The organism is Fructilactobacillus sp. X2R5C2, assembly GCF_059901375.1.
The window spans coordinates 68,844-91,175 of the sequence record NZ_JBWXUX010000004.1; the positions used below are offsets into that span (position 1 = coordinate 68,844).

Here is a 22,332-nt window from a genome sequence, read left to right on the forward strand (position 1 = left end):
CTTAAGGGGTAGAATAAAAGTATCAAAATTTAAAATCGAGGATTAAAAATGAAACCAATTAACGAAGACAACATCATCTTACTAGGAGATTCTTTAACCCGTGGTTTCGATGGGGAAAAGGATCTCGTCTATAACTGGCCATACTACTTAGGCCAATTTTTACCATTTAAATCAATCACTAACGCCGGTCAGAACGCTGGTACGATCACCGGTAACTGCGAGCTAGACTTAACTTATCAGGTTGATCACCACAACTTCAAGAACTACGAGCTGGCCACGATTTTTTACGGTACCAATGACTTTGCCCATCGTTATGAAACTCTGGAAGTGGTGGGAAGGATGCTCGACCAGAACATCAAACAAATTAAGGCCGAAAATCCCTCCATTATGATTTTAGGGATCCTGCCATTAAATCGCTTCGATGGTGGGTCCGATAATTATAATGTGGAAGGACTTGCTCACTACACGTTTGGTCAATTACTAGATCGTCTCATCAAAATCTATCACCAAAATAACATTAACGTCTTGAACTGGCGGAAAGTTGCCCCTACTTTGGTTGATAACAGCAACTATCAAACTCGCCTAAATGATCATCGGCTCCATCCCAACTCATCAACCTACAAAATGATGGCCAAGATCATCGCAGAATTTATTCAAAAAAACGTTAATCAAAAAGAGCCCTAGTCGGCTCTTTTTTAATTATTTTACTTCATCCAGATTTTGCAGTTGAAGCTGACCATCAACAGATTGTTTAACGTCAGCCCGATAATTGGTGGCTTTAGTGGTCTGTTGCCCCTTATCATCGGTCGTTTGGGTCTGGACCTCAAACTCAACGTTCGCTTTACCCTCACCGGTACTTTGCACTTTTTTAACGTTGGCCGTAATTTTACGATCCTTAATCTTATCAGTGTGATCCTGCTTGGCAATCGCAATCATTTTGCCATAAGCAGGATTCTTTTTCCCATCAATAAAGTTTTGGTCATACTGAGCCTTATCAGCCGAGGCATCGTCAGAAACATCCCCGTTAATGGGATCCCAGATGGCGTTGATCAGGTTGCTAGCCGCTTTCTTATCCACTAACTTGTCAAACTTAATGGTAATTTGGGAGTTGTCATTTTTCATCGTAAGGTACTGTACCTCACTTTGTATGGGCTTGCCATTCACACTCAAGGTGGCCCAAATTGATGAATTGGCATTAATTGGCAGGTTCTTAATCTCGGCTTTCCCACTTTTATCAAGGTTAACAATGGGATGATTGTCAACGTACACCACGGCACTGGGCACACTTTTAACCCGAAATGAAACCACCTTAAAGTTCAAGTGAGCCGTGTCATCTGATTCCAGTAGACTAAACTGTCCGTTCGTTTCAAGTTTTTTCCCGTTTGCTTCCGCCGTAGCAGCAACCTGGTGGACGCCTGGAATTAATTTTTTAACCTTTAATTTACCATGATCGTCAGTCTGACCAGCCTTTTTCCCGTCGACCGTTACCTGAGCGTGTGGCAAATTAGTTTTAACGCTTGGTGCAACTGGTTTGACCACTAACTGGTAACGGGGAAAGACCAAGAAGTTTTTCCCCGTTTGTTCGTAAGAAAAGGCTTGACTGATTCCATCCCCGCCACTCATCTGCATTTTAAGATTACTAATGGCACTAGGATGCTGATCGAAGTAAGTCATCACGGGTTGAACGGTTTCCTCGTCAGGAGTTCCCTTTTGACCCACAATTTTGATGTTTGCCATGACGCTTTTTTGCTGATGCCCCTGTAATGCGCTAATTAAACGCTCTCCACTAGCTTTCTTGGAGTAATAGTTGGTTCCAACGATCCCAATCGTAACAACAATTATAATTTCAAGAACTATCAGGAACGCCAGAAACTTATGTGATTTATGCTTTGTATCCACGTGTACTTCCACCCTTTATATCAATATAGGGAAATCATAACATACGCCAAATAAAAAGAAACGGAGCGAATGCTCCGTTTCTTTTAGGTTTGATTAACTATTATCGGTACTGTCTGACACTTTTTTAGTTGATTGATTACTCTTAATAACAAACGGTAAAGCATCTGAATTATCACTTCCCGGTTTCTTGACCAGAATCGCATTGTACTCAAAGGTTTGGTGATGAACCGAAACCCCATTATCATCATTATAGAAGGTGTAATCAACGTGATAAGTGACCTGAGTCTCACCACTATCATAGGGAGCCACGGAGTCAGTTGTCTCTTCCGTATCAAAGGTATCAATCTTATCGTTATCGTTATAACTCTTTACCATCTTCAACATATCCTGACAGGCTGGATTATCATTTCCACCATCAAAATATTTGGAAAGATCGACTCCATTATCAGCACCACTAGCGTCAGTCCACAGGCCATGTAAGACCTGATCTGCCTGGTCCTTCGTGGCAATTCCATCAAATTTTGGTTCGATCGTATTGTTATCGTCGGTCTCCTTTAGACTATATGGCTTACTAGCAATAAGCTTTCCGGACTTCCCCTTCATCTGAACCTGGACGTTCATGTTAGTACTGAAAGGATAATTAGAAAGTTTCAGGTTGCCATTATCACCGATGGTACCTACCTTTTTATTTTGAATTAATACGTCTGATCCCGGTTGCCCCTTCACGGTGAAGGTGATGATACGAAGTGGGAGAGATACTGAACTAGCCCCATCAATCCAATCAAACTGACCGTTGTTGTGCAGTTCACGTCCGTTCACTTTACCAGACGTCGTAATGTTATAAAGGCCGGGAGCAAGTGGTCCAATTTTCTTAGACTTTTGGGCTCCCATGTTGCTAGTAACCTGTTTACCGTTCACACTTAACGAGACCCCGTTAAGATTAGTAGAAACGTTAGAATAAACGGGTTTTACCATCAGTTTATAGCGAGGAAAAATTAGCCATGCGTTCCCATCCTGCTTGAACTGTAAGTTATCAGTTACTGGGCTGTCATTATCCCGCATAAATTGACTTCTTAACTTCGACAATTGGTCCTTGTTACTAGCGTAGTAGTTAGTGGTAGGTTTCATTGCCGCCCCACTAATTTTGAAGTTGGGATCATTTGTTTCTGCCATGCCTGCCAAACGCTTTTCCTGATCATTTTTCATCGCTGAAATGACCCGATCAACTTGGTTAGTCTTGGAATAGTAACTTCTACCAAAGAAGTAACCACCGATCAGTGCCACTACTAGCACCACTACGACAATCCACACCACTTTTGTTAGTGGTTTCATTTTCTTATTTCCACGGGGATGATTCCCATTACTGGTCCAACGCGGTGGAACGTTATCAGCGACAGCTTGCTGCTGACCTCCGCGATGAGCTTGTGATCCACTGGGAGTTAATTTATATCCACAGTTCGGGCAAAACTCATCATTGGCATTAATCCGATGTCCACAATTGGGACAAAAAGAAGCTTCTTCACTCATTTTCTTTCCTCCTAGTAGTCTTGATTCAACGAGTCCATAAATCTACCAATTAATTCTTGGCCTAGATTAGACAGTTGAGAAGATAGACTACCCCACAAAAGACTGACACAAACAACCGCAACGATGGCCACGACAACGGTAATCACTAATAAAACGTAAAAACGATCGATCGGACCGAAATCCTTTGAGACCAGCACCTCATAGGTTAACGCCCATCCTGAAATGGTAATGGCCAAGCTCACCAAGTAGAGTCCAATCCACATTAAAATTCCAGCTGGCATCACAGCGGCAAAGATAATCCCTACCAGCAATAAAATAATGCCAACGTTCAAAAAACGACCGTACTCATTCGTGTACTCACTCAAACTCATGGCGTTGTTCATGACAAAATGAATGCCAACGTAGCCCAAGATCCAAGATAGTAACCCAAGAAGTGCGATGATTAATCCCAGTCCCATCAAGCTGGTATTAAATACCCCGTTCATTTTATGGAGAACCGAATATGGGATGGATTCATTCGCCAAACCTCCATTGATTCTCATGGCTAAAACGAACGAAACCAGCCAAGTTAAAACGGTAAAAACACCTAGGGAGATGTAACCAAGATACTTTTCACCTGGAACTTCATACTTAACAGGATGTTTGACCGATGCTACAAAGTAGGTAAAAACGTTGTTCAAGCCATTAGTAGCGTCCGACTGAGGACTACGTGGTTGTTGCTTTTTCTTTGATTCATTATGTACGTTACTACTGTTACCAGAGAGCTTAGTTCCACACTTAACACAGAACTTAGCCCCCGGCTGATTATGAAAGTGACAATTTGGACATTCATTCATGTTCATTCCTCCATTAAATAAATTATTAAGATTTTCTTACGTTTACATTATCACATACTAATCAATTCAAGAAAAGGTTGGTCAGTTACATAAATAAAAAAATCAATTAATTAACCTTAGTTATCCATGGCATAATAGGATTTTGTCGTCATCAAGGTAGAGTCTCTTCTACTACAATTAACTTTTACATCATTTAATTGTTGATTATTCACATTATTTATTTATAATTATTATTATAAGATAATTAAGGAGGAATCATCATGATTTACAGTACTGGAAATGATGTTTTCATCGATAATCAAAGACTTTATAATACCGTTCAAATGGAGATGCAAAACTCCAATAACTTTTACGAATTCGCCGTTCACATTTCTTATGCCTTAAAGGGAAAACTGTCCATCAAGGAGATCGCCCAAATCATTGAAGCCGCTAGTAATAATAATCTAAAAGTATCGGAAAATATTAATGTTTGTCCAAAAGCCCTACAAGAAGCAATGGATAAATCTCAATATTTATAGAATCATCCTTACTTTTTAAAGGTTAAGGATGGTTCATTTTCTCCAAACGTTGCCGAAACGTTTCTCTCATACTATGATTAAAGTAACAATTAAAATTTCACTTATTTAAATGGAGAAAAAATGAAAAACCAACGTAAAATAATCCGAAATGTTAATGACATCGTTTGTGGTCTGGCCTTAGTGATCGCCATCATGTTTGCCCATTTCAACATTCTACTGATCACCGTCCTAGTCGTCTTCATTGATGAAATATGCTGGGGCATGTTCGGCAGAACCACCAAAACCAAATGGTATTTAGCAGCCGCCATCATGGGGCTGATTGGTGCCGTTGGTTACAACTTCATCTAAAAATTGGCAAAAAAATACTAGGACACATGTGTTCTAGTATTTTTACGTTCAATTAAATTATTCTTTTTCCATTTCAGTTTGGCTGACCCATTGATGGTTCACGTATTCTTTACCACCATTAGTTGGAGTGAAGGTAACAGCATAAGCAGGACCGTCACAAACTTTCACGATCTTACCTTTGGCACCTTTCATACCTTTCATGTGATCGGCTTCAACGGTGACTTTTTCACCTTTCTTCAAAGCAGCTCCTGGTTTGTCAGCCTTGAGTTGATTCTTGGTAACGAATTCATGGTTCTTAACTTCTGCCTTACCATCGGTTGGCTTGTAGTCAATTACATAAAGTGGTGAATCATAAGCGCCGGTAACTTTGGCCTTGGCGCCTTTCATTCCTTTCATGTGATCGGCATTTAATTTAACCTCAGAACCAACTTTGTACTTCGGATTTTTAGCAGCTGTAAGATCAGTTGGTAGTGCCATCTTGTGCTTCATTTGCATGTTCATGTCCATGGACTTATCACCTTTGGTCTCTTTCATGTCTTTTTTGCTCATAGTCTTTTCACTACTGCTACTAGACATCTTAGATGATGAGGATGACTTTGAATTACTCTTACTTTCACCACAACCAGTAAGTACTAGTCCAACACTAGCCACGGCGGCTAATGTAAATAACGTTTTCTTCATTTTCATTTTGAAGAGCTCCTTTGATATTTTATGATGTTTCAACTTTTAAGATAGCACCGTTCCCGTCAAATAGGTATTAAAACGTTTCAATATAAGTTTATTTTAAGAATCTTAGTGATTCCTTCAAAATTAAGTCAGATATTTGCACATTACCGCGTAAAAGTTCATGCTAAATGTATATATTTTTATGTTTGAGAGGTGAAAATTATGGGTACAGAAAGTTTAATTATTTCTATTGTTGCATTAGTGATTGTTCTAATCATTCTAATCGCCTTAGCTTGGTTATTCTACAAGTTCCTTGGTGGCAGAGACAAGGCAGCTTGGAAATCATCAATGCAAATGGCATTTACCATTGCCTTTGGAATTATCATCGCGTTCATCGTCATGGGCTTATTCAAGATGATCGTTGCTGCCATTGCTGCCATGATTGGTATGCAAGGCGGAATGATGTAAACTACTAAAATAATGCCAATGGCATTATTTTTTTTATTCTAATTTAAGAAGAGTGTGAATTATGAAAGTTAATATCTTACAACATACCCCTGATGAAGGTCCTGGCGCCATTGCTGATTGGATTCATCAAAATCAACATCAAATGTCCATTTACTACCCAGCTCAGTTTGGTGTACTTCCCGATGTAAACGACTCTGACATGCTCATCATCCTAGGTGGACCGATGAGCGCCAATGACAACTCAAGCTGGATTAAAGCGGAACGCCGACTCATTTCACAAATGATTGATCAAAATAAACCAATCCTTGGGATTTGTTTTGGGGCTCAACAAATGGCAAAAGTCTTGGGCGCCACCGTTTCTGATTCACACGTAAAGGAAGTTGGTTGGGCTCCCGTTTATTTAAAAACGAATCAAATTGAGGAGCTCGCCAGTGAACTAGTGGTCTTTCACTGGCACCAAGAATCGTTCGAGATACCGAAGGGAGCCACTTTGTTGTACTCTAGTGAGCACCTCATTAATCAGGGATTCATTAAGAATAATTTGATCGGACTTCAATTTCATTTAGAACCAAAAGCTAGTAACGTCCATGAGATGATCATCAACGATTATCCGTACCTCGCAAACTCCGTTTTCCATCAATCGCAAGCCGATATTTTACATCATCAAATTTCCAAACAAAATCATACTAATTTATTTAAACTCTTAGACTACATTGCAAAGAAATAGCATCCCACTTTTCGTGAGATGCTATTTTTCTTTTATTTAAAGGCAAAATACTTTGAAACAAAGTAGTTGATCACAATTGCCATGACCTGAGTCCCAACGACACAGATGAAACTGTTTAAAAGAATGGGACTACCAATCAAACCGTGCACGATGGGCAGCTGAAAGAGCCACGCTGAATAATTGAAATGATCAAGGAACAGAATTTTAACAAAAAATTGGGGAAACTTATCGATCATAACGTACGTCATTAAGAAGTCTAGGACTAAAACGAACAACCGGCCAGCCACAAAGTTCACAATCTGAGCCTGAATGGTTTTGGACTGGGTGCCACTGTTAAAAACAAAGTATTTGTTGACAACAAAGGCAAACGCAATTGACAAAACCTGCGCAATCAAAACGGGAATGAAGTTGCTGGTAAAGATCTTCATCGAAACAAACCGACTCACAAAGTAGACCAGCGTTGTCATTGCTCCCCAAAATAAGTATTCAATTTTTTCATCAAAGACTAATCTTTTTACGATATCTAAGTAATTAGTGGTATTAGCGTCATTTGTATCATTCATTATATACATCAAACTCCTTCTTAGTTATTTTATCACAATAGATTGAACTAAAAATTTGCGATTTCCTTAAAACTTAATCTTTTCTGTCGTGTTAAAATAAAATCATTATTTAATGAAGGGATTTGACATCATGAGTTTAAAGACATTTATTGGGCTAGTCATAATGATGGTAGTGGTCTTTATCTTAGTTACAATCATTACGGTTATGATCAGTCTTCACCGGGCCAAAAAACGTCAGGAAAAAGAAAACCATCATCAAGACGTAAAGTAGGAAATCAAAGGCTAAAAGTACGACTGACATCAATAAAATTGTATAATGAGTAAGTAGAACAGCACGTGATTTTGAACCAGGATGGATGCCATGAATCACATTATTTTAGTGACCGAGAAACTATCGTTAGCACTTAGTTTTAATCAAACCTTTAATGACAATGGATACTTCGTCGATGACCTTTACGACGTTTCTAACTTGTTATCCTCAATTCGTAAATATCACGAACAGGCGATCATCTGGGATCTAGCAACGGTTTCAATTGACGAGTTAATGAAGCTGGTTCCAAAAATCCGAGTCACCGCTTCCCTTCCCATTTTTGTTTTAGATGAAAAAAAGGATCCCAGAGTCGTCACCCAACTATTTAAGGCTGGCATCGATGACTACATCATCCAACCATACGATGCTAATGAAGTGCTCCTTAGAATGAAGTGTCGGACCCGGTTCTACCAGGATCAGACGTTAAATCAGCCTGTAGAGCGTCAGGACTCCCAACGTCCACCCTATTACTTTGGTAACATTGAAGTTGACCTAGATCATAAGACGGTCAAAAAGAATGGGACACCCCTTCGACTGACACCCAAAGAATTCAAACTACTTGAGTACTTTTTAAACCATCCCAAACACATTCTAAGCCGGGAACAAATTCTAAATGGCGTCTGGAACGACCTCTACATCGATCAATCTTCGCGAATGCTCGAAATGCACATTAGTCACTTAAGGGACAAAATCGAACCCAATCCTAAGGATCCGACGTTCATCAAAACGATCCGTGGCTTTGGTTATAACTTTGAAGTGGATCTTAAAAATTAAATATCAATCGCAGTGCCTCAATCAAAATGATTGGGGCACTTTTTATTTTTACCAAACATTTACACAAAAAATCCTAAAATTTACTTAACATTTACATTCACTTTATATACTTAGTTCGTAATGAAAATACGACCACTCAAAAGGAGATTTTGGACATGTCATTTGGCAAAAAGGGAATTACCGCACTCATCTTAAGCTGCGGGTTCCTCGCACTTGCACTAACCGCTTGCGGCTCATCTTCTGCCACAAAGGCACAAAACGGTAATAAGATTACCGCCGTGGGATCCACGGCTTTACAGCCCTTAGTAGAGCAAGCGAGTCGCGAATATCAGGTCGATCACCCCCACGTCAACGTTAACGTTCAGGGAGGCGGGTCCGGAACTGGCCTGAGTCAAATTCAGCAGGGAGCCGTCAACATTGGAAATTCTGACGTCTTTGCCTCCGAACAACCAGGCGTGAACGCCAAGGAACTAGTTGATCATAAGATTACGGTGGTCGGAATTGCCCCGGTCGCTAACAAAAAGGTGGGCGTTAAAGACTTGTCGATGAAGCAACTAGAACAAATCTTTACTGGGAAAGTTACCAACTGGAAACAGGTTGGTGGAAACAACGTCAAGATTGTGGTCATCAATCGTGTCGAAGGAAGCGGAACGCGAACAACCTTCGAACAGTCTGTCTTAAAGGGGCAAAAGGCCGTTAACGCTCAACAGCAGGATTCAAACGGAACAGTACAACAGATTGTTTCATCCACTCCCGGAGCGATTAGTTACCTATCGTTCCCCTATCTCAACCAGAAAACCCAGAAAATCTCAATTGATCACGTCACTCCTACAGATCAACACGTGGAAAATAATGACTGGAAGATTTGGTCATACGAACACATGTATACCAAGGGCAAACCAGTTGGCACCACCAAGGATTTTATCAATTACATGCTTTCGGATAAGGTGCAGAAACGACTCGTCAAACAGATCGGATACATTCAGGTGCAAAACATGAAGTTTGAAAAGAACGCCGACGGTCACGTCCAAAAGATTAAATAATTAAGAAAGTGGTTTTTATATGAATGAAATTAAAGAAAAATTACTGAAACCATCCAAGGAAACCCATCAGGATCAAATTGGACATTTAATTAGTTTAGTATGTATTGGCTTTATTGGCATCTTAGTGGTTGCCATCCTCTTCTTTATTACCACTAAGGGACTGGCCACCTTTACCACCGACCACGTCAACGTAATAGACTTCTTCACCAAGAGCGACTGGAGCCCAAGTCAAAAGGGGCCAAACGGGAAACCAGAAGTTGGCGCACTAGCGATGATTGTTACTTCATTTGCGGTTACCCTTCTGTCAGCCATCTTGGCCACTCCCTTTGCGATTGCGATGGCCCTCTTTATGACGGAAATTGCTCCTAAACGGGGCCAAAAAATCCTCCAACCGGTCATCGAATTACTCGTGGGAATTCCATCCGTTGTCTACGGTTTCATTGGCCTCATGGTCTTGATCCCAATGGTTCGAACCGTGTTCGGTGGAACTGGATCGGGAATCCTACCGGCTACGATCGTTTTGTTCGTCATGGTTCTTCCCACCATTACGTCAATGTCAGTTGGCGCACTCAAGGCCGTCCCCCGGGACTACCGAAGTGCAGCTCTTTCACTGGGGGCCACGAGGTGGCAAATGATGTATAAAGTCGTTTTAAGGGCTGCTACCCCTGGGATCTTAACCGCCATGATTTTCGGAATGGCACGGGCTTTCGGTGAAGCCCTAGCCGTTCAGATGGTCATCGGAAATGCGGTCCTGATGCCAACTAGTCTAACTAGTCCAACGGCCACTTTAACTAGTCAGTTAACCACCCAAATGGGAAACACCATCATGGGGACTCTCCCTAACAATGCCCTTTGGACGCTGGCACTGGTTTTACTGGTAATGTCACTGGTTTTCAACGTTATCGTGAAATTAATTGGAAAGAGGAGTGCATTTAAAAAATGAAAATAAATGCCAAAAAAATCAATAAATTGGCCATCGGGACCATCTGGGCACTCGTTAGCGTCGTGGTTTTAATCTTAATCTTCCTGCTGGGCTACATTTTGGTCACTGGACTTCCTGATATTTCGTGGAAATTTCTAACCTCAACCTCGAGTTCAATCAGCGCGGGAGGTGGAATTCGTGACCAACTCTTTAATTCCGTCTACCTCCTGGTCCTAACGATTATCATCTCTCTCCCCATTAGTCTGGGAGCTGGCATCTATCTTGCCGAGTATGCCAAGGATAATTGGATGACCACCTTAATTAAAACAGCCATCGAAGTGTTAAGCTCCCTTCCATCGATTGTTGTTGGTCTCTTCGGATACCTGATCCTAGTAATCAAGTTTCAATTGGACTACTCCATCCTGTCGGGTGCCATTGCACTTACAATCTTTAATCTCCCATTACTCACAAGGAGTGTGGAAGATTCCATTGAAGAAGTCCCTAAGCTGCAACGTGAAGCCGGACTGTCTCTGGGACTCTCAAAGTCCAAAACCATCGTCGGCGTGGTCTTGCCACTTGCCATCCCCGGAATTATTACCGGTGTCATCCTTAGTTCTGGGCGAATCTTCGGTGAGGCCGCCGCTTTAATCTACACTGCAGGGCAAAGTGCCCCAATCGTAAGTTACACTGATTGGAACCCGTTCAGCCCCAGCAGCTTTCTAAATCCCATGCGTCCTGCCGAAACACTAGCGGTTCACATCTGGAAACTGAACACGGAGGGAATTGTTCCCGATGCTCACATCGTTTCAAGTGGGGCATCAGCGGTCCTTATCATCGTCATCCTGATCTTTAACCTGTCATCTCGATTTTTCGGTAACTGGGCATACCGCAAGATGACCGGAACAACTAGAAAGAAACGAGGCTAACTCATGACACAACCAGACTACAACTTAGATCAACATCAAATTATCGTGCCACCAGGTGAAATCGCCCTTGAAACCAAAGACGTCAACGTTTTCTATGGTAAAAAGCAAGCCACCTTTGACACCTCACTAGCTTTTCCGCGTTTTAAGATTTCCGCCTTGATCGGGGCCTCTGGATCGGGTAAATCCACCTTTCTCCGGTGCCTCAATCGGATGAATGACGGTGTGGCTACCGTGACTGGTGCCATTATGTATCGTGACGTCAACATCAATCAGAAAAAATTAAACGTCTACGTGTTAAGAAAAAACATTGGGATGGTGTTTCAGCACCCTAATCCATTTGCCAAGACCATCCGGGAAAACATTCAATTCGCACTAAAAAAACACGGAGTAAAGGATCAAACGGTTCTAGATCAACGTGTCGAACAAAGCCTAAGAGCAGCGGCTCTATGGGATGAGGTCAAGGACAAGTTGGATACAAGTGCCCTCGAATTATCAGGGGGACAGGCGCAACGACTGTGCATTGCACGTTCAATTGCCATGCAACCAGACATCCTTCTCTTGGACGAGCCGGCCAGTGCTCTGGATCCCATCTCAACCGCCAAAATTGAGGAAACACTCCTAGAACTTAAACAAAAGTACACGATCATTATTGTGACCCACAACATGCAACAAGCGGCTCGTGTGAGCGACTACACCGCCTTCTTTCATCTGGGGCACGTGATGGAATACAAAAAGACCGCTGACATCTTTACCAGACCGCAGGTAAAAGCTACCGAGGACTACATTTCCGGCAACTTCGGTTAAGGAGAAGTAAATGACAACTAAAACAGAAGCAAAAGAGATCATTAAAACTGAAAACGTTAATCTATACTACGGGGAACGAAAAGCACTTCACGGAATCAACCTCAACTTCAGGGAAAATGAGATTACCGCCTTGATTGGACCATCTGGCTGTGGAAAATCAACGTACCTCCGGTGCCTTAATCGGATGAACGACCTCATCCCTAACATCACCATCACCGGTAGTTTCACCCTCAATGGTCACAACATTTATGGTCCAAAGGAAGATACGGTCCAGCTTAGAAAGGAAGTCGGCATGGTTTTTCAACAACCTAATCCCTTCCCGTTCTCCGTGTACGACAACGTCACCTTTGGCCTAAAATTAGCTGGAATTAAGGATAAGAAGACTCTAGATGAACGAGTTGAGGAATCTCTTAAACAGGCAGCAATCTGGGATGAAGTGAAGGATAAACTGCATAAAAGTGCCCTCTCGTTTTCTGGTGGTCAACAACAACGAATCTGTATCGCCCGACTGCTAGCAATTCAACCAGACGTCATTTTATTGGATGAGCCAACGAGTGCGCTAGATCCTATCTCTAGTCAAATGATCGAAGATACCCTCCTTAACATTAAGGATAGGTACACCATCATCATCGTGACCCATAACATGTCACAGGCCTCCCGGATCTCTGATAAAACGGCCTTTATGCTGAACGGCCATTTGATGGAAGTTGGGGACACCAAGAAAATGTTTCTAACCCCCGACAAGCAGGAAACCAGTGACTACCTCAACGGAAAATTTGGATAAGGAGAACAATCATGGGAGCATTATTTGATGACGAACTAAAGAAACTCAAAGGACACTTTATGGAAATGGGATTTGACAGCAGTGAGCAAATCTATCAGGCCACCAAATCTTTCATTGACCATGACAAGGATCTAGCACGCAAGATTGTGGCTGAAGACCCTAAAATTAACAACGAAGAAATGGACTTAGAAAAACAATCCCTGCAACTCATCGCGTTACAGCAACCAGTTGCAAGTGATTTCCGCCAGATCATCAGTATCTTAAAAGCCAGTACTGACATTGAACGCATCGGTGACCATGCCAACACGATTGCCAGAGAAACCATCAACGCCAAGGGCCACGAACGCATCCCGGCGGTCGAAAAAGTCATCAGTGAGATGACCGAACAGGTCCGTACAATGCTAGAACAGGTTCTTGAAGCTTTCTTTGAGGGCAATGCTGCCGAGGCTAAAAAGATTGCGGACCAGGACGAATCGATTGATAAGTACTACCATTCCACCAGGAAACTGGTAACAGAGTCACTAAAAAAGAACAGCCAGACTGCTCAAGCGGCCTTGAGTTACCTCATGGTGATTCGACTCTTAGAACGAATTGGCGATCACGTCGTCAACCTTGCCGAATGGTTGGTCTACAACCAGACTGGTAAGATGGTCGAACTTAGTCATAGTACCAATCATGAAGAAGAATATTTCGAAAATGGCCAATAAAAAAGAGTTCCTCCTGAAGAAAATCAAGAGGAACTCTTTTACTTAAGTATCTTACATACTAATCCTTCGCCCGGTCAAAGAAATCAAGAAACAGCTGTTCCTGCTTCCGGTCTTTTTGCCATAACAACTCCGGGTGCCACTGCACTCCCATGATGGTAGCCGCATCATTTTCCACGGCTTCGACCACTCCGTCGGATGAACGAGCCGTCACGTGAACATCAGAAGCGACCTTTTTTAGCGCCTGATGATGAATGGAGTTCACGACAAGATGACTTCCAACCGAATGTGCCAATGCACTATCACTTCTGACCCGAATCTCATGAAAATTATCCTTAGGATGCTCGTGATAAACGTGTTGAATTTCGGACTCTGGAAAATCAGTTGCAATGTCCTGGTAGAGCGTGCCACCAAGGGTCACGTTGATCAACTGCAGTCCTCGGCAAATTCCCAACAACGGCTTTTGCTTTCGCATCATTTCTCTCACTAGCCCCATTTCCCATTGATCATGGGGAAGATAGTGGGCTTCCGCTTTTTGGTTAGTCTCTTCATGAAATAATTTAGGATGAACATCCTGACCACCGGGAATGATCAGCCCATCGATTAATCCCACATAATCAGGAATCATATCAAAACTAGCCATCGGGATAATAATAGGAAGAATTCCATGTTTTTGTAACAAATCGATGAAAACCCGCGCCGTATAATTAGCGTAATCCAGGTTATAGTTTGGCGTGGGCATCCGATTAACGTTTGCAGCAATTCCAATTTTCATAATTCACCCTCCTAACCATTGCATTAGACCTAATTAATAAGAGCTATTCTGACATTAGTCTAGAATAGCTCTTAGTTAATTTAAATTTTAGTTTGCCTCAAACTTGTTCCAATTTCAACCGTTCGCTCCTATTCGGAACTCAAGCTAACAATTGGATCAAGCTTAGCAGCCTTAGCAGCTGGTGCCAGAGCAGCCAAGAGACAAATAAGGATGAAGACTACGGCGCCCGCAATGGCATTCATCGGTGAGATCTGAACAATTGCGTACTTAATGGCTCCGCTAGAAACCGCGTCCGCTCCCCATTCAGCCAGATAGGCAATGATGACCGCCAAGATGGAAGAAAAGACTCCCAAGATAAGGGCTTCTGAGAAGAAGAGGTTTCTGATGTTCCCCTTGGTAAAACCAAGAGCTCGCAATATTCCAATCTCCTTAGTCCGTTCGGCAACACTGATGTAAAGAACCACGATGATCATGATTGCTGATACAAGAAGCGAGATCGCGGCAATTCCAGCCAGAACCCAAACAGCCACATTAATGTAGGTATTCAGTGTTGAAACGATGGCTCCTGCACCCGTAATCTGGTACTTAGCCTGCTTGTTGGGGCCCTTCAACGACTTAATCTTATCTTGAACTGGTTGCACGTTTGGAACCCCACCGGCGATGTTAACGGCCGCAAAGTTTGGCTCATACTTCATCGAAGCACTACTAAACATGGATTTCATCGTATTAGAGCTGACCAGCGCCATTGGATTAATGTCACTGGTAACCCCGCTCACAGTAACTTCCTTGGATAAGACGTGAGGTTGTCCGTTGTCATCTGGAGCGTTCGCAAACAACTGGATCTTCTTCCCAGTCATGTCGTAAGGCTTGTTTTTATTAAAACTTTGAGCCGTTTTCTTATTAATTAAGACCTGATTATCTTTAGTAGGAATCGTTCCGCTTTTAATGTTTTTCTTTAAAATGGCTCCCTGATAATAGGTTTGGACGTACTGAACAGAGGCCGTCTTGTCAGCCGCTTTAAACTGCCCACCGGATAAAAACTTCCCTAAGGTTGAACTCTTGACGTTCTTTAAGTCATTTAACTGGCGGTTGTCCTGATTCGTCATTAAGGAATTCTGCGGACTTGGATTCTCACCCTGCTTCTGTTTTCGACTGACTTGAATGGTAGTGGGGTTAACCTCCGAATAAATCTCATGGTTAATGTATCCCCTCACACCATTTCCAAGTCCCAGCATGAAGATCACCGAGAAAATCCCAATGGCAGCTCCAAAGATAATTAAAAGGTTCCGCTTAAAATTGTACTTAAAGTGTTCAAACGCCATTTGAAAAATCGAACCCAATTTAGCCGGACGTGATTTAAAGGCTGGTTTGCTTTTCTCAACTGGATAGGCTGGCTTTAAGATCTTATCTTCGTCGATCTTTCCGTCCGCCAGATGAACGATCCGGGTTCCATAGTTGGCCACGGTCTGAGAATGGGTAACCGCAATGACCAGTTTCCCATCCTCAGCAATTTCGTTCATTAATTCAAGAATGTCATCCGTGTTCTTAGCATCTAATGCCCCGGTTGGTTCATCAGCAATGATGATGTCCGGATCGGATGCCAGTGCTCGAGCAATCGAAACTCGCTGCATCTGACCACCAGATAGTTGGTTGGGATACTTGTTCCGGTGATCGTACAATCCCACTCTCTTTAAAAGCTCGATCGCCCGCTCTTCCTGTTGCTTATGGGTCAGAGTCGTCATTTCAAGTGATACCATGACGTTCTCTTGGATGGTAAGGTGATTTACTAAATTGAAATTTTGAAAAATGAATCCAATCGTACTCCGCCGATACTCGTCAAGTTGTTTACTGGTATCCTTCTTTAACGATTGGCCGTTAATTAAAACATCGCCCGAATAGTCACTGTCTAATCCTGCAATGATGTTCATCAAAGTGGTTTTCCCACCACCAGATTCACCCAGAATTGAAACAAACTCTCCGCGATCGAAGTTGAGACTGATTCCGTTTAAAACATGAAAATCTTGGTTATCAATATGATAGGACTTTCGAATGTCTTTTAGTTCTAAGTATGCCATATGTCACTCTCTCCTTCTTTTTTGGTATTATCCATTGTAAACTTTTTTATCAAAAAGTACATTTTAATTAGAAACAGCCAGCTTCCTTAAGATAAAATTAAAAAAATAATTTTGTGAAATATTTTCCTTGTCATCTTTTTCATCATTATAAAATTAATTGCTTAATTCCCGTTATCATGCCGTTATTTATTTCACTTATCGAATTATGACCTTGTTCAATTTCTAATTGTATAAAAATGCAAGGGCATATGACCTTGCAAACGGCATTGAAACGGTTTACATTAATAATTGTAAACATATCTCCTCATAGACAGTAGAATTCATAAAATTTTGCTTTTCTACCCATTATGTTCAGATTGTAACGATATTAATCCATCAACTTTTTTGAAAGGAAGTTATCTTATGTCAAAAATGAAAGCTTTAGTTATGACAGCTAAGCAACACATGGAGATTGAAGACAGAGATGTCCCAACTCCTAAAGACGACGAAGTCTTAGTTGAAACTGCCTATGCTGGTATTTGTGGTACTGACCACGCTTTATACAATGGTCTTCCCGGTTCAGCTGATGCAACTCCTCCAATTGTTTTAGGTCACGAAAATTCTGGAGTTGTTTCTGCCGTCGGAAAGAACGTTAAAGACTTCAAGAAGGGTGACCGAGTTGTTGTTGACCCTAACATCTACTGTGACAAATGTTTCTACTGTCACACTGGTCGTTACGAATTATGTGAAAACTTATCAGCCGTTGGTGTAACTAGAGATGGTGGCCTTGAAGACTACTTCACTGCTCCAGAAAAGGTTGTTTACCACATTCCTGATGAATTATCACTTCAAACAGCATGCTCAATGGAACCACTTTCATGTGCCGTTCACACTATGAAGATCACCGAAAACATTACCCCTTACCAACACGCTTTAATCATTGGTGATGGTTACATGGCTAAGTTATTCGCTCAACTTCTTAGAATTTATGGTATCCAAAACATTGACATGACTGGTCGTCATGATGACAACCTTGCTTGGGAAAAGAAAGAATTGAACCTAAACAAAGTTATCAACACTACTAAAGAAAAGATTACTGACAAGTACGACATGGTAATCGAATGTGTTGGTAAGCCTGAAACCCAAGAACAAGCTGTTGAAGCTACCAACCCTGGTGCTCAAGTTATGATGTTCGGTGTTGGTGCACCTGGCCAAACCTTCAACATGAACACTTACGAAATCTTCAAGAAGCAATTAACTATCAAGGGTTCCATGATTAACCCACACAGTTTCGAAGATTCAATCGCCCTCCTTTCAGATGGTTCTGTTAAGGTTAAGCCTTTCCAAAACAACATCCTTACTTTAGAACAAGTCCCTGGCGTATTAGCCGGTACCGACAAGGTTCAAGGCAAGTCAATTGTTAAAGTTAATGGTGATCTTAAATAATTGAACCAAAATCTGATCGTGGAGGAAAACTATGGCGAAAAAAACCGCTAATAGAAAAGCAAAACGTACCATTTCCATGACAGCTTCAATTATGTTCTTTATCCTTTCATTAATAATTAATTCTGCTGGAAATGTTTTAACTCTAGTAACAACTGCTAAAATTCATCCATCTTTTCTAGGTTCAGCATATTGGACGGCAGCTGAAACTAACCTTGGAAATGCCTTTCATTGGAACTTATTCTGGGCCTTTCTAATCTTAGGAGTTGCCATTACCATTTTGAATGCTTTCTTAGTTGGCCACTGGGACTGGGGACGTGCCATTGGAAACGTAATCTTCATGGTTCCGTTCTCAGCACTGATCCAAGTCTTCGATGATTTCTTCATGGATGGTTCTCTTCCAGTCATTGGAAAAGTATCATTCTTTGCCGGATTCCCAGAAGCAAAGGGTTGGATGATGGTTGTCTTCTATGTCCTCTTGAACTTCTTTGGAGTGGCATTGATCGCAACTGCCATCTCAATTTACCAACGGGTTAACTTGGTATTGCATCCAGCCGATGACTTAATGCAGATCTTAAGGTTTAAGTACTTTAATGGTGCTGCCGGAAAAGCAATGTGGGCTTCATACATTCCGCCTACAGTAATGGCCGTGGTTGCTTTTGCAATGACACGTCAATTTACTAACTTGGGACTTGGAACGATCTTCGCGTTTCTCTTCCAAGGTGGAATCACTGGACTCGCAGATAAATACGTCTTCCCACACCTAAAGCATCAAGCTCTAGATGTCGGTGATGATGAATCAACAGTTGCCGAAGATATTGACGAAACTGATGTTAAAAAATAAGCAAAATAAATAACCGACCTCAATGAGGTCGGTTATTTTTATTACATATTCTACTTCAAACTTTTCATAATTTCACTGAGAGCCGGTTGACCATATACGTTATAACGTTTCTTATAATCATCAATCGTCTTCTGGTCAAACTGTTCTGGATCAAGTGGAACAAAACTCGTATCAATCGGATCAAAAGCCTTAATCTTGGCATCAATCACGATTGGTTTCGTGTTCCCTTCCGCCTGCATTCTGTCGACTTCTTCCATGGCAGCGTCCAGTTCATCTTGGCCTGATACTTTAAAGCCATGGCCCCCTAGACCATCAGCTACTTGAGCAAAATCAGCTTCATACAGTTTCGTTCCATAGTCACTAATATCTGATTGGGCGTCTTCGTGTTCAATGTAACCAAAGCGATCATTAGACAGAACCACATTGATAACTGGTAGATTGTACTTGGCCTGGGTCAAGAGATCTTGCATGACCATGGCGAAACCACCATCACCTGAAATCGACCAAACCTGACGATCCGGATAGGACAATTTGGCGGAGATAGACGCTGGAAGTCCAAAGCCCATGGTTCCAAACCATGGTGACATGGCAAACTTTTGCTCCTGATTAAGTGGTAATTGACGAATAGAATGCATCGTGTTGTTTCCAACGTCAAGTCCGTAAACCGCATCTGACTTGGAATGATCAGCCACGGCCTTCAAAACGGTCTCAGCTCGTAAGCCCTCGTCGTAATCAGTCGCAATGCTATCGAGCCATTTCAACCAGTTTTCGCGATCCAATCGAGCCGCCTTCAAGAAATCACTCTTAGGAAGCTTTACCCCTGAATCAATTAGCATCTCCAAAAATTCTTTGGCGTCACCGTGAATGGTCAGGTTAGCCTGATATTGGCGCCCTAAATCCGCCAGGTTATTGTTAACCTGAATGATCTGTTTGTCTTGAGGCATGAAACGAGCAAACGGAAAGTCGTTTCCTAGCATGATAATCAGGTCGGCAGCCTGTGAGACTTCAAATCCAGGTTTTGATCCAAGCCGTCCACGAGCTCCCATGTAGCTAAGATTGTCGTTGGGCATGATCCCAGTTGCTGGAGCGGTTGATAAGACTGGCATGCTGAACTGATCAGAAGCCTTCACGATTTCATCTCGAGCTCCCTTAGCACCTTTTCCGTACCAAAGAACCGGATGCTTGGCTTTCTTAATCATCTTGACGGCTTCATCAACGTCAGCCTGCTTTGGATTAACCGTCTTAATGCTGCTTGAAACGTTTGCCGTTTTAATTGGTTCATAGTCAATTTCAGTTCCAAGGAGATCGTTGGGTAAGATCACTACCGCTGGACCCTTCTTTTGATAAGCCGTTCTGATGGCTTCATCAATGATCTTGGGAATCTGTTTGGCAGTGGAAGCCTGTCGATTGTAAACGGAAACGTCCGCAAACATCGGAAGCTCGTCCATTTCCTGGAAGAAACGCGTGTTCATCATGGGTTGTGGAACTTGTCCAACGAGTGCCAACATCGGAGTATTATCTTCCTTAGCATCGTATAAACCGTTAAACATATGGGTGGCACCAGGTCCAGCTGAACCAAACGATACCCCGATCTTTCCAGTGTATTTGTGGTCAGCTGATGCTGCCATGGCTCCCACTTCTTCATGTCTTACCTGAACATATTTAATGTTGTCTTTTTCTTCATCTAGTGCATTCAATAAGTTATTCAAAGAACCAGCCGTGATGCCATATAAGTGATCGACATCCCAACTCTCAAGCACCTTTACCAGTGCTCGACTTGCTGTCATTTTACTCATAGAATCCCTCTTTTCATTTTTCAAACTTAACCTTTAACCTAACTGAATTATAAACCACTCAGTTCATTTATCCTATTATTAACAATAAAAAAAGACTCCACTCGGGAGTCTCATTTCTTGGTTAATTCATATCTTTCAACTGATCGTTTTTGTTATAAAAGCTGTGATAACCCATGTAGCAAGCAATGATGGAGCTAACCGCCGTGATTCCTAATAGCATAAAGGTTACCATGATCTGATACTTAATGGCCTTAACCGGATCAACTCCAGCAAAGATTAAACCAGCCATCATTCCTGGTAAACTAACTAATCCAACGGTCATCGCCGTATCAATGGTTGGTTGCATCCCAGTCTTGATACTGTCTCGGACAATGTCGGAGCAGGAAGTCTTAACGTCCGCCCCTAAGGCTAACTTCTCAATGATTTGTTGTCTGCGATCTTTAAACATGGAGTTCATGCTGCGATAGCAGAGTCCCAGGGCAACCATTGAATTACTGGCAACCATTCCCGTAATCGGAACGACCTGCGATGGAATGAATTTGATGGCACCAGCAAAAACCAGTACGGCAATTACCACCAGGGTACTGCTACCAAGGGCAATGATGGAAATGGGCAGCGCGTGCTCCATTCCGTTACTTCGTCCCTTAGCATTGTAAGCGGCATTGAACAAAATAATTAAAATCAAAGCGATGGTCAGAAAAAGGTTGTTAATGCGAAAGACAAATCGCAATACATATCCAACCACGAATAATTGAACTACACAACGGATGGTGGCAATGATAATAGACTTATCAATGCCTAGTTTTTCCTTCCATCCGACAAACAATGCAATTAAAACCAGCAGCCCAGTCAACGCAAGCGCTTGGTTTGAAACAATTAAATTAGGCATCTTTATCTCCCTTCACCAGTCGACCGTCAACAATTGTGACTAACTCAGTTGCATGATCAATTTCATCCTGGTCATGAGTGATCATGATAATCGTTGTGTGATCTCTCTGATTGATGTAGTTAATCATCTTATGCACACTTGCTTTGGTCTTCTCGTCAAGTCCAGTCGTTACTTCGTCTAAAATGAGCACTTCTGGAACAAACATGATGTTTCTAATCAGTGCCACTCGTTGACGTTCCCCACCAGACAAGTTGTCAACGGTTCGATCCAAATCACCATCACCTAAATCCACGGTTTGAAGGGCTCTTAGAGCATGATCCTTGTTAAATGGTTTATTCCGAATTTGATACGGGAACTCCAGATTATCCTTAACCGTGTTGCCAAATAAAGTTGGTTGTTGAACTGCGTACGATACTTTTCTGCGATATTCAATGGGATCTAGATCCGCGACGTTCTTTCCTTCAAAAATTACCTCACCGGAAGTTGGGGTGAGAAGATCCGCCAATAATCTAACAAAGGTCGTCTTTCCACTTCCTGAGGGTCCAGTGATTGTAACGATTTCTCCGGCATCAACGCTCCAGTTAATATCCTTGATGATTTCGCGACCATCAGCACTGTAGCAAAGGTTCTTAGTTTCTAATATTGCCATTTTGACACCTCTCTTTTCCTCTTAATAAATTAACAGTATGATTATACAACACTTTTGTATCAT

25 protein-coding genes are annotated in these 22,332 nt (G+C 42.0%); 15 read left to right on the forward strand and 10 right to left on the reverse strand.

Annotated elements, in window-relative coordinates:
- Positions 1-48 precede the first annotated feature (48 nt).
- Complete coding sequence (locus AC6UD2_RS05870; protein ID WP_500698303.1) at positions 49-684, forward strand: SGNH/GDSL hydrolase family protein; 636 nt, start codon at positions 49-51, stop codon at positions 682-684.
- Between the two features lie 15 nt (positions 685-699).
- On the opposite strand, the gene AC6UD2_RS05875 is transcribed toward AC6UD2_RS05870, so the two are convergent.
- The 3 genes from AC6UD2_RS05875 to AC6UD2_RS05885 form a co-directional block, all read right to left on the reverse strand.
- Positions 700-1,899, reverse strand: a complete 1,200-nt coding sequence (locus AC6UD2_RS05875) for a zinc ribbon domain-containing protein (protein WP_500698304.1) — start codon at positions 1,897-1,899, stop codon at positions 700-702.
- Between the two features lie 93 nt (positions 1,900-1,992).
- Positions 1,993-3,426: a zinc ribbon domain-containing protein gene (locus AC6UD2_RS05880; protein ID WP_500698305.1), complete on the reverse strand. Its 1,434-nt coding sequence runs from the start codon at positions 3,424-3,426 to the stop codon at positions 1,993-1,995.
- Between the two features lie 11 nt (positions 3,427-3,437).
- A complete protein-coding gene (locus AC6UD2_RS05885; RefSeq protein ID WP_500698306.1) occupies positions 3,438-4,262 on the reverse strand; it encodes a DUF6574 domain-containing protein in 825 nt (274 codons plus the stop codon).
- 260 nt (positions 4,263-4,522) lie between these two features.
- Between AC6UD2_RS05885 and AC6UD2_RS05890 the strand changes: the two genes are divergently transcribed.
- Both AC6UD2_RS05890 and AC6UD2_RS05895 read left to right on the forward strand, forming a co-directional pair.
- Positions 4,523-4,780, forward strand: coding sequence for a hypothetical protein (locus AC6UD2_RS05890; protein WP_039145038.1), 258 nt, complete (start codon positions 4,523-4,525; stop codon positions 4,778-4,780).
- Between the two features lie 120 nt (positions 4,781-4,900).
- Positions 4,901-5,128 (forward strand): hypothetical protein, encoded by a 228-nt coding sequence (locus tag AC6UD2_RS05895; RefSeq protein WP_500698307.1) that lies wholly within the window; start codon positions 4,901-4,903, stop codon positions 5,126-5,128.
- A gap of 57 nt (positions 5,129-5,185) precedes the next feature.
- Here AC6UD2_RS05895 and AC6UD2_RS05900 read toward each other — a convergent pair whose 3' ends face one another.
- Positions 5,186-5,815: a YdhK family protein gene (locus AC6UD2_RS05900; protein WP_052236637.1), complete on the reverse strand. Its 630-nt coding sequence runs from the start codon at positions 5,813-5,815 to the stop codon at positions 5,186-5,188.
- Between the two features lie 201 nt (positions 5,816-6,016).
- Here AC6UD2_RS05900 and AC6UD2_RS05905 point away from each other — a divergent pair, with 201 nt between their 5' ends.
- Positions 6,017-6,262, forward strand: a complete 246-nt coding sequence (locus tag AC6UD2_RS05905; RefSeq protein WP_039145041.1) for an FtsX-like permease family protein — start codon at positions 6,017-6,019, stop codon at positions 6,260-6,262.
- 61 nt (positions 6,263-6,323) lie between these two features.
- A complete protein-coding gene (locus AC6UD2_RS05910; RefSeq protein ID WP_500698308.1) occupies positions 6,324-6,989 on the forward strand; it encodes a type 1 glutamine amidotransferase in 666 nt (221 codons plus the stop codon).
- A gap of 32 nt (positions 6,990-7,021) precedes the next feature.
- On the opposite strand, the gene AC6UD2_RS05915 is transcribed toward AC6UD2_RS05910, so the two are convergent.
- Complete coding sequence (locus AC6UD2_RS05915; protein WP_500698309.1) at positions 7,022-7,552, reverse strand: GtrA family protein; 531 nt, start codon at positions 7,550-7,552, stop codon at positions 7,022-7,024.
- A gap of 112 nt (positions 7,553-7,664) precedes the next feature.
- On the opposite strand from AC6UD2_RS05915, the gene AC6UD2_RS05920 reads away from it, so the two are divergent.
- The 8 genes from AC6UD2_RS05920 (at position 7,665) to phoU (ending at position 13,822) form a co-directional block, all read left to right on the forward strand.
- A complete protein-coding gene (locus AC6UD2_RS05920) occupies positions 7,665-7,823 on the forward strand; it encodes a hypothetical protein (protein WP_500698310.1) in 159 nt (52 codons plus the stop codon).
- A 90-nt stretch (positions 7,824-7,913) separates the two neighbouring features.
- Positions 7,914-8,636 carry a winged helix-turn-helix domain-containing protein gene (locus AC6UD2_RS05925; protein WP_500698311.1) on the forward strand — a complete coding sequence of 241 codons (723 nt, stop codon included), beginning with the start codon at positions 7,914-7,916 and terminating at the stop codon, positions 8,634-8,636.
- A 155-nt stretch (positions 8,637-8,791) separates the two neighbouring features.
- Positions 8,792-9,679, forward strand: a complete 888-nt coding sequence (locus AC6UD2_RS05930; RefSeq protein WP_500698312.1) for a phosphate ABC transporter substrate-binding protein PstS family protein — start codon at positions 8,792-8,794, stop codon at positions 9,677-9,679.
- A gap of 19 nt (positions 9,680-9,698) precedes the next feature.
- Complete coding sequence (gene pstC / locus AC6UD2_RS05935; protein WP_500698313.1) at positions 9,699-10,622, forward strand: phosphate ABC transporter permease subunit PstC; 924 nt, start codon at positions 9,699-9,701, stop codon at positions 10,620-10,622.
- A gap of 2 nt (positions 10,623-10,624) precedes the next feature.
- Positions 10,625-11,527, forward strand: coding sequence for a phosphate ABC transporter permease PstA (gene pstA / locus AC6UD2_RS05940; protein ID WP_500698379.1), 903 nt, complete (start codon positions 10,625-10,627; stop codon positions 11,525-11,527).
- A gap of 3 nt (positions 11,528-11,530) precedes the next feature.
- Positions 11,531-12,331 (forward strand): phosphate ABC transporter ATP-binding protein PstB, encoded by an 801-nt coding sequence (pstB, locus tag AC6UD2_RS05945; protein ID WP_010022921.1) that lies wholly within the window; start codon positions 11,531-11,533, stop codon positions 12,329-12,331.
- Between the two features lie 10 nt (positions 12,332-12,341).
- The gene (pstB, locus tag AC6UD2_RS05950; protein ID WP_500698314.1) at positions 12,342-13,115 is read left to right on the forward strand and encodes a phosphate ABC transporter ATP-binding protein PstB; all 774 of its coding nucleotides are present in this window, start codon (positions 12,342-12,344) and stop codon (positions 13,113-13,115) included.
- A gap of 11 nt (positions 13,116-13,126) precedes the next feature.
- Entirely contained in the window at positions 13,127-13,822 is a 696-nt protein-coding gene (gene phoU, locus AC6UD2_RS05955; protein ID WP_010022924.1) for a phosphate signaling complex protein PhoU, read from the forward strand.
- A gap of 58 nt (positions 13,823-13,880) precedes the next feature.
- Here the strand turns inward: phoU and AC6UD2_RS05960 are convergent, their stop codons facing one another.
- Positions 13,881-14,594 carry a gamma-glutamyl-gamma-aminobutyrate hydrolase family protein gene (locus tag AC6UD2_RS05960; protein WP_039145052.1) on the reverse strand — a complete coding sequence of 238 codons (714 nt, stop codon included), beginning with the start codon at positions 14,592-14,594 and terminating at the stop codon, positions 13,881-13,883.
- 128 nt (positions 14,595-14,722) lie between these two features.
- Positions 14,723-16,669, reverse strand: a complete 1,947-nt coding sequence (locus tag AC6UD2_RS05965; RefSeq protein WP_500698315.1) for an ABC transporter ATP-binding protein/permease — start codon at positions 16,667-16,669, stop codon at positions 14,723-14,725.
- Positions 16,670-17,080: 411 nt separating this feature from the next.
- Between AC6UD2_RS05965 and AC6UD2_RS05970 the strand changes: the two genes are divergently transcribed.
- Together AC6UD2_RS05970 and AC6UD2_RS05975 are read left to right on the forward strand one after the other, a co-directional pair.
- On the forward strand, positions 17,081-18,094 hold the full coding sequence (locus AC6UD2_RS05970; protein ID WP_029327205.1) for a zinc-dependent alcohol dehydrogenase family protein: 1,014 nt from the start codon (positions 17,081-17,083) through the stop codon (positions 18,092-18,094).
- A 31-nt stretch (positions 18,095-18,125) separates the two neighbouring features.
- On the forward strand, positions 18,126-18,935 hold the full coding sequence (locus AC6UD2_RS05975; RefSeq protein WP_010022932.1) for a DUF6198 family protein: 810 nt from the start codon (positions 18,126-18,128) through the stop codon (positions 18,933-18,935).
- 50 nt (positions 18,936-18,985) lie between these two features.
- Here the strand turns inward: AC6UD2_RS05975 and spxB are convergent, their stop codons facing one another.
- The 3 genes from spxB to AC6UD2_RS05990 form a co-directional block, all read right to left on the reverse strand.
- On the reverse strand, positions 18,986-20,731 hold the full coding sequence (gene spxB / locus AC6UD2_RS05980) for a pyruvate oxidase (protein WP_500698316.1): 1,746 nt from the start codon (positions 20,729-20,731) through the stop codon (positions 18,986-18,988).
- A 121-nt stretch (positions 20,732-20,852) separates the two neighbouring features.
- A complete protein-coding gene (locus AC6UD2_RS05985; protein ID WP_039145059.1) occupies positions 20,853-21,620 on the reverse strand; it encodes an ABC transporter permease in 768 nt (255 codons plus the stop codon).
- On the reverse strand, positions 21,613-22,269 hold the full coding sequence (locus AC6UD2_RS05990) for an ABC transporter ATP-binding protein (RefSeq protein ID WP_500698317.1): 657 nt from the start codon (positions 22,267-22,269) through the stop codon (positions 21,613-21,615). The genes AC6UD2_RS05985 and AC6UD2_RS05990 overlap by 8 nt, the downstream gene beginning before the upstream one ends.
- Positions 22,270-22,332: the final 63 nt, after the last annotated feature.

Coding starts and splice junctions, on each gene's coding strand:
- AC6UD2_RS05870 (WP_500698303.1), top strand. CDS start 49: ATGAAACCAATTAACGAAGACAACATCATCTTACTAGGAGATTCTTTA.
- AC6UD2_RS05880 (WP_500698305.1), bottom strand. CDS start 3,426: ATGAGTGAAGAAGCTTCTTTTTGTCCCAATTGTGGACATCGGATTAAT.
- AC6UD2_RS05885 (WP_500698306.1), bottom strand. CDS start 4,262: ATGAATGAATGTCCAAATTGTCACTTTCATAATCAGCCGGGGGCTAAG.
- AC6UD2_RS05890 (WP_039145038.1), top strand. CDS start 4,523: ATGATTTACAGTACTGGAAATGATGTTTTCATCGATAATCAAAGACTT.
- AC6UD2_RS05895 (WP_500698307.1), top strand. CDS start 4,901: ATGAAAAACCAACGTAAAATAATCCGAAATGTTAATGACATCGTTTGT.
- AC6UD2_RS05900 (WP_052236637.1), bottom strand. CDS start 5,815: ATGAAAATGAAGAAAACGTTATTTACATTAGCCGCCGTGGCTAGTGTT.
- AC6UD2_RS05905 (WP_039145041.1), top strand. CDS start 6,017: ATGGGTACAGAAAGTTTAATTATTTCTATTGTTGCATTAGTGATTGTT.
- AC6UD2_RS05910 (WP_500698308.1), top strand. CDS start 6,324: ATGAAAGTTAATATCTTACAACATACCCCTGATGAAGGTCCTGGCGCC.
- AC6UD2_RS05915 (WP_500698309.1), bottom strand. CDS start 7,552: ATGAATGATACAAATGACGCTAATACCACTAATTACTTAGATATCGTA.
- AC6UD2_RS05920 (WP_500698310.1), top strand. CDS start 7,665: ATGAAGGGATTTGACATCATGAGTTTAAAGACATTTATTGGGCTAGTC.
- AC6UD2_RS05925 (WP_500698311.1), top strand. CDS start 7,914: ATGAATCACATTATTTTAGTGACCGAGAAACTATCGTTAGCACTTAGT.
- AC6UD2_RS05930 (WP_500698312.1), top strand. CDS start 8,792: ATGTCATTTGGCAAAAAGGGAATTACCGCACTCATCTTAAGCTGCGGG.
- pstC (WP_500698313.1), top strand. CDS start 9,699: ATGAATGAAATTAAAGAAAAATTACTGAAACCATCCAAGGAAACCCAT.
- pstB (WP_010022921.1), top strand. CDS start 11,531: ATGACACAACCAGACTACAACTTAGATCAACATCAAATTATCGTGCCA.
- pstB (WP_500698314.1), top strand. CDS start 12,342: ATGACAACTAAAACAGAAGCAAAAGAGATCATTAAAACTGAAAACGTT.
- phoU (WP_010022924.1), top strand. CDS start 13,127: ATGGGAGCATTATTTGATGACGAACTAAAGAAACTCAAAGGACACTTT.
- AC6UD2_RS05960 (WP_039145052.1), bottom strand. CDS start 14,594: ATGAAAATTGGAATTGCTGCAAACGTTAATCGGATGCCCACGCCAAAC.
- AC6UD2_RS05965 (WP_500698315.1), bottom strand. CDS start 16,669: ATGGCATACTTAGAACTAAAAGACATTCGAAAGTCCTATCATATTGAT.
- AC6UD2_RS05970 (WP_029327205.1), top strand. CDS start 17,081: ATGAAAGCTTTAGTTATGACAGCTAAGCAACACATGGAGATTGAAGAC.
- AC6UD2_RS05975 (WP_010022932.1), top strand. CDS start 18,126: ATGGCGAAAAAAACCGCTAATAGAAAAGCAAAACGTACCATTTCCATG.
- spxB (WP_500698316.1), bottom strand. CDS start 20,731: ATGAGTAAAATGACAGCAAGTCGAGCACTGGTAAAGGTGCTTGAGAGT.
- AC6UD2_RS05985 (WP_039145059.1), bottom strand. CDS start 21,620: ATGCCTAATTTAATTGTTTCAAACCAAGCGCTTGCGTTGACTGGGCTG.
- AC6UD2_RS05990 (WP_500698317.1), bottom strand. CDS start 22,269: ATGGCAATATTAGAAACTAAGAACCTTTGCTACAGTGCTGATGGTCGC.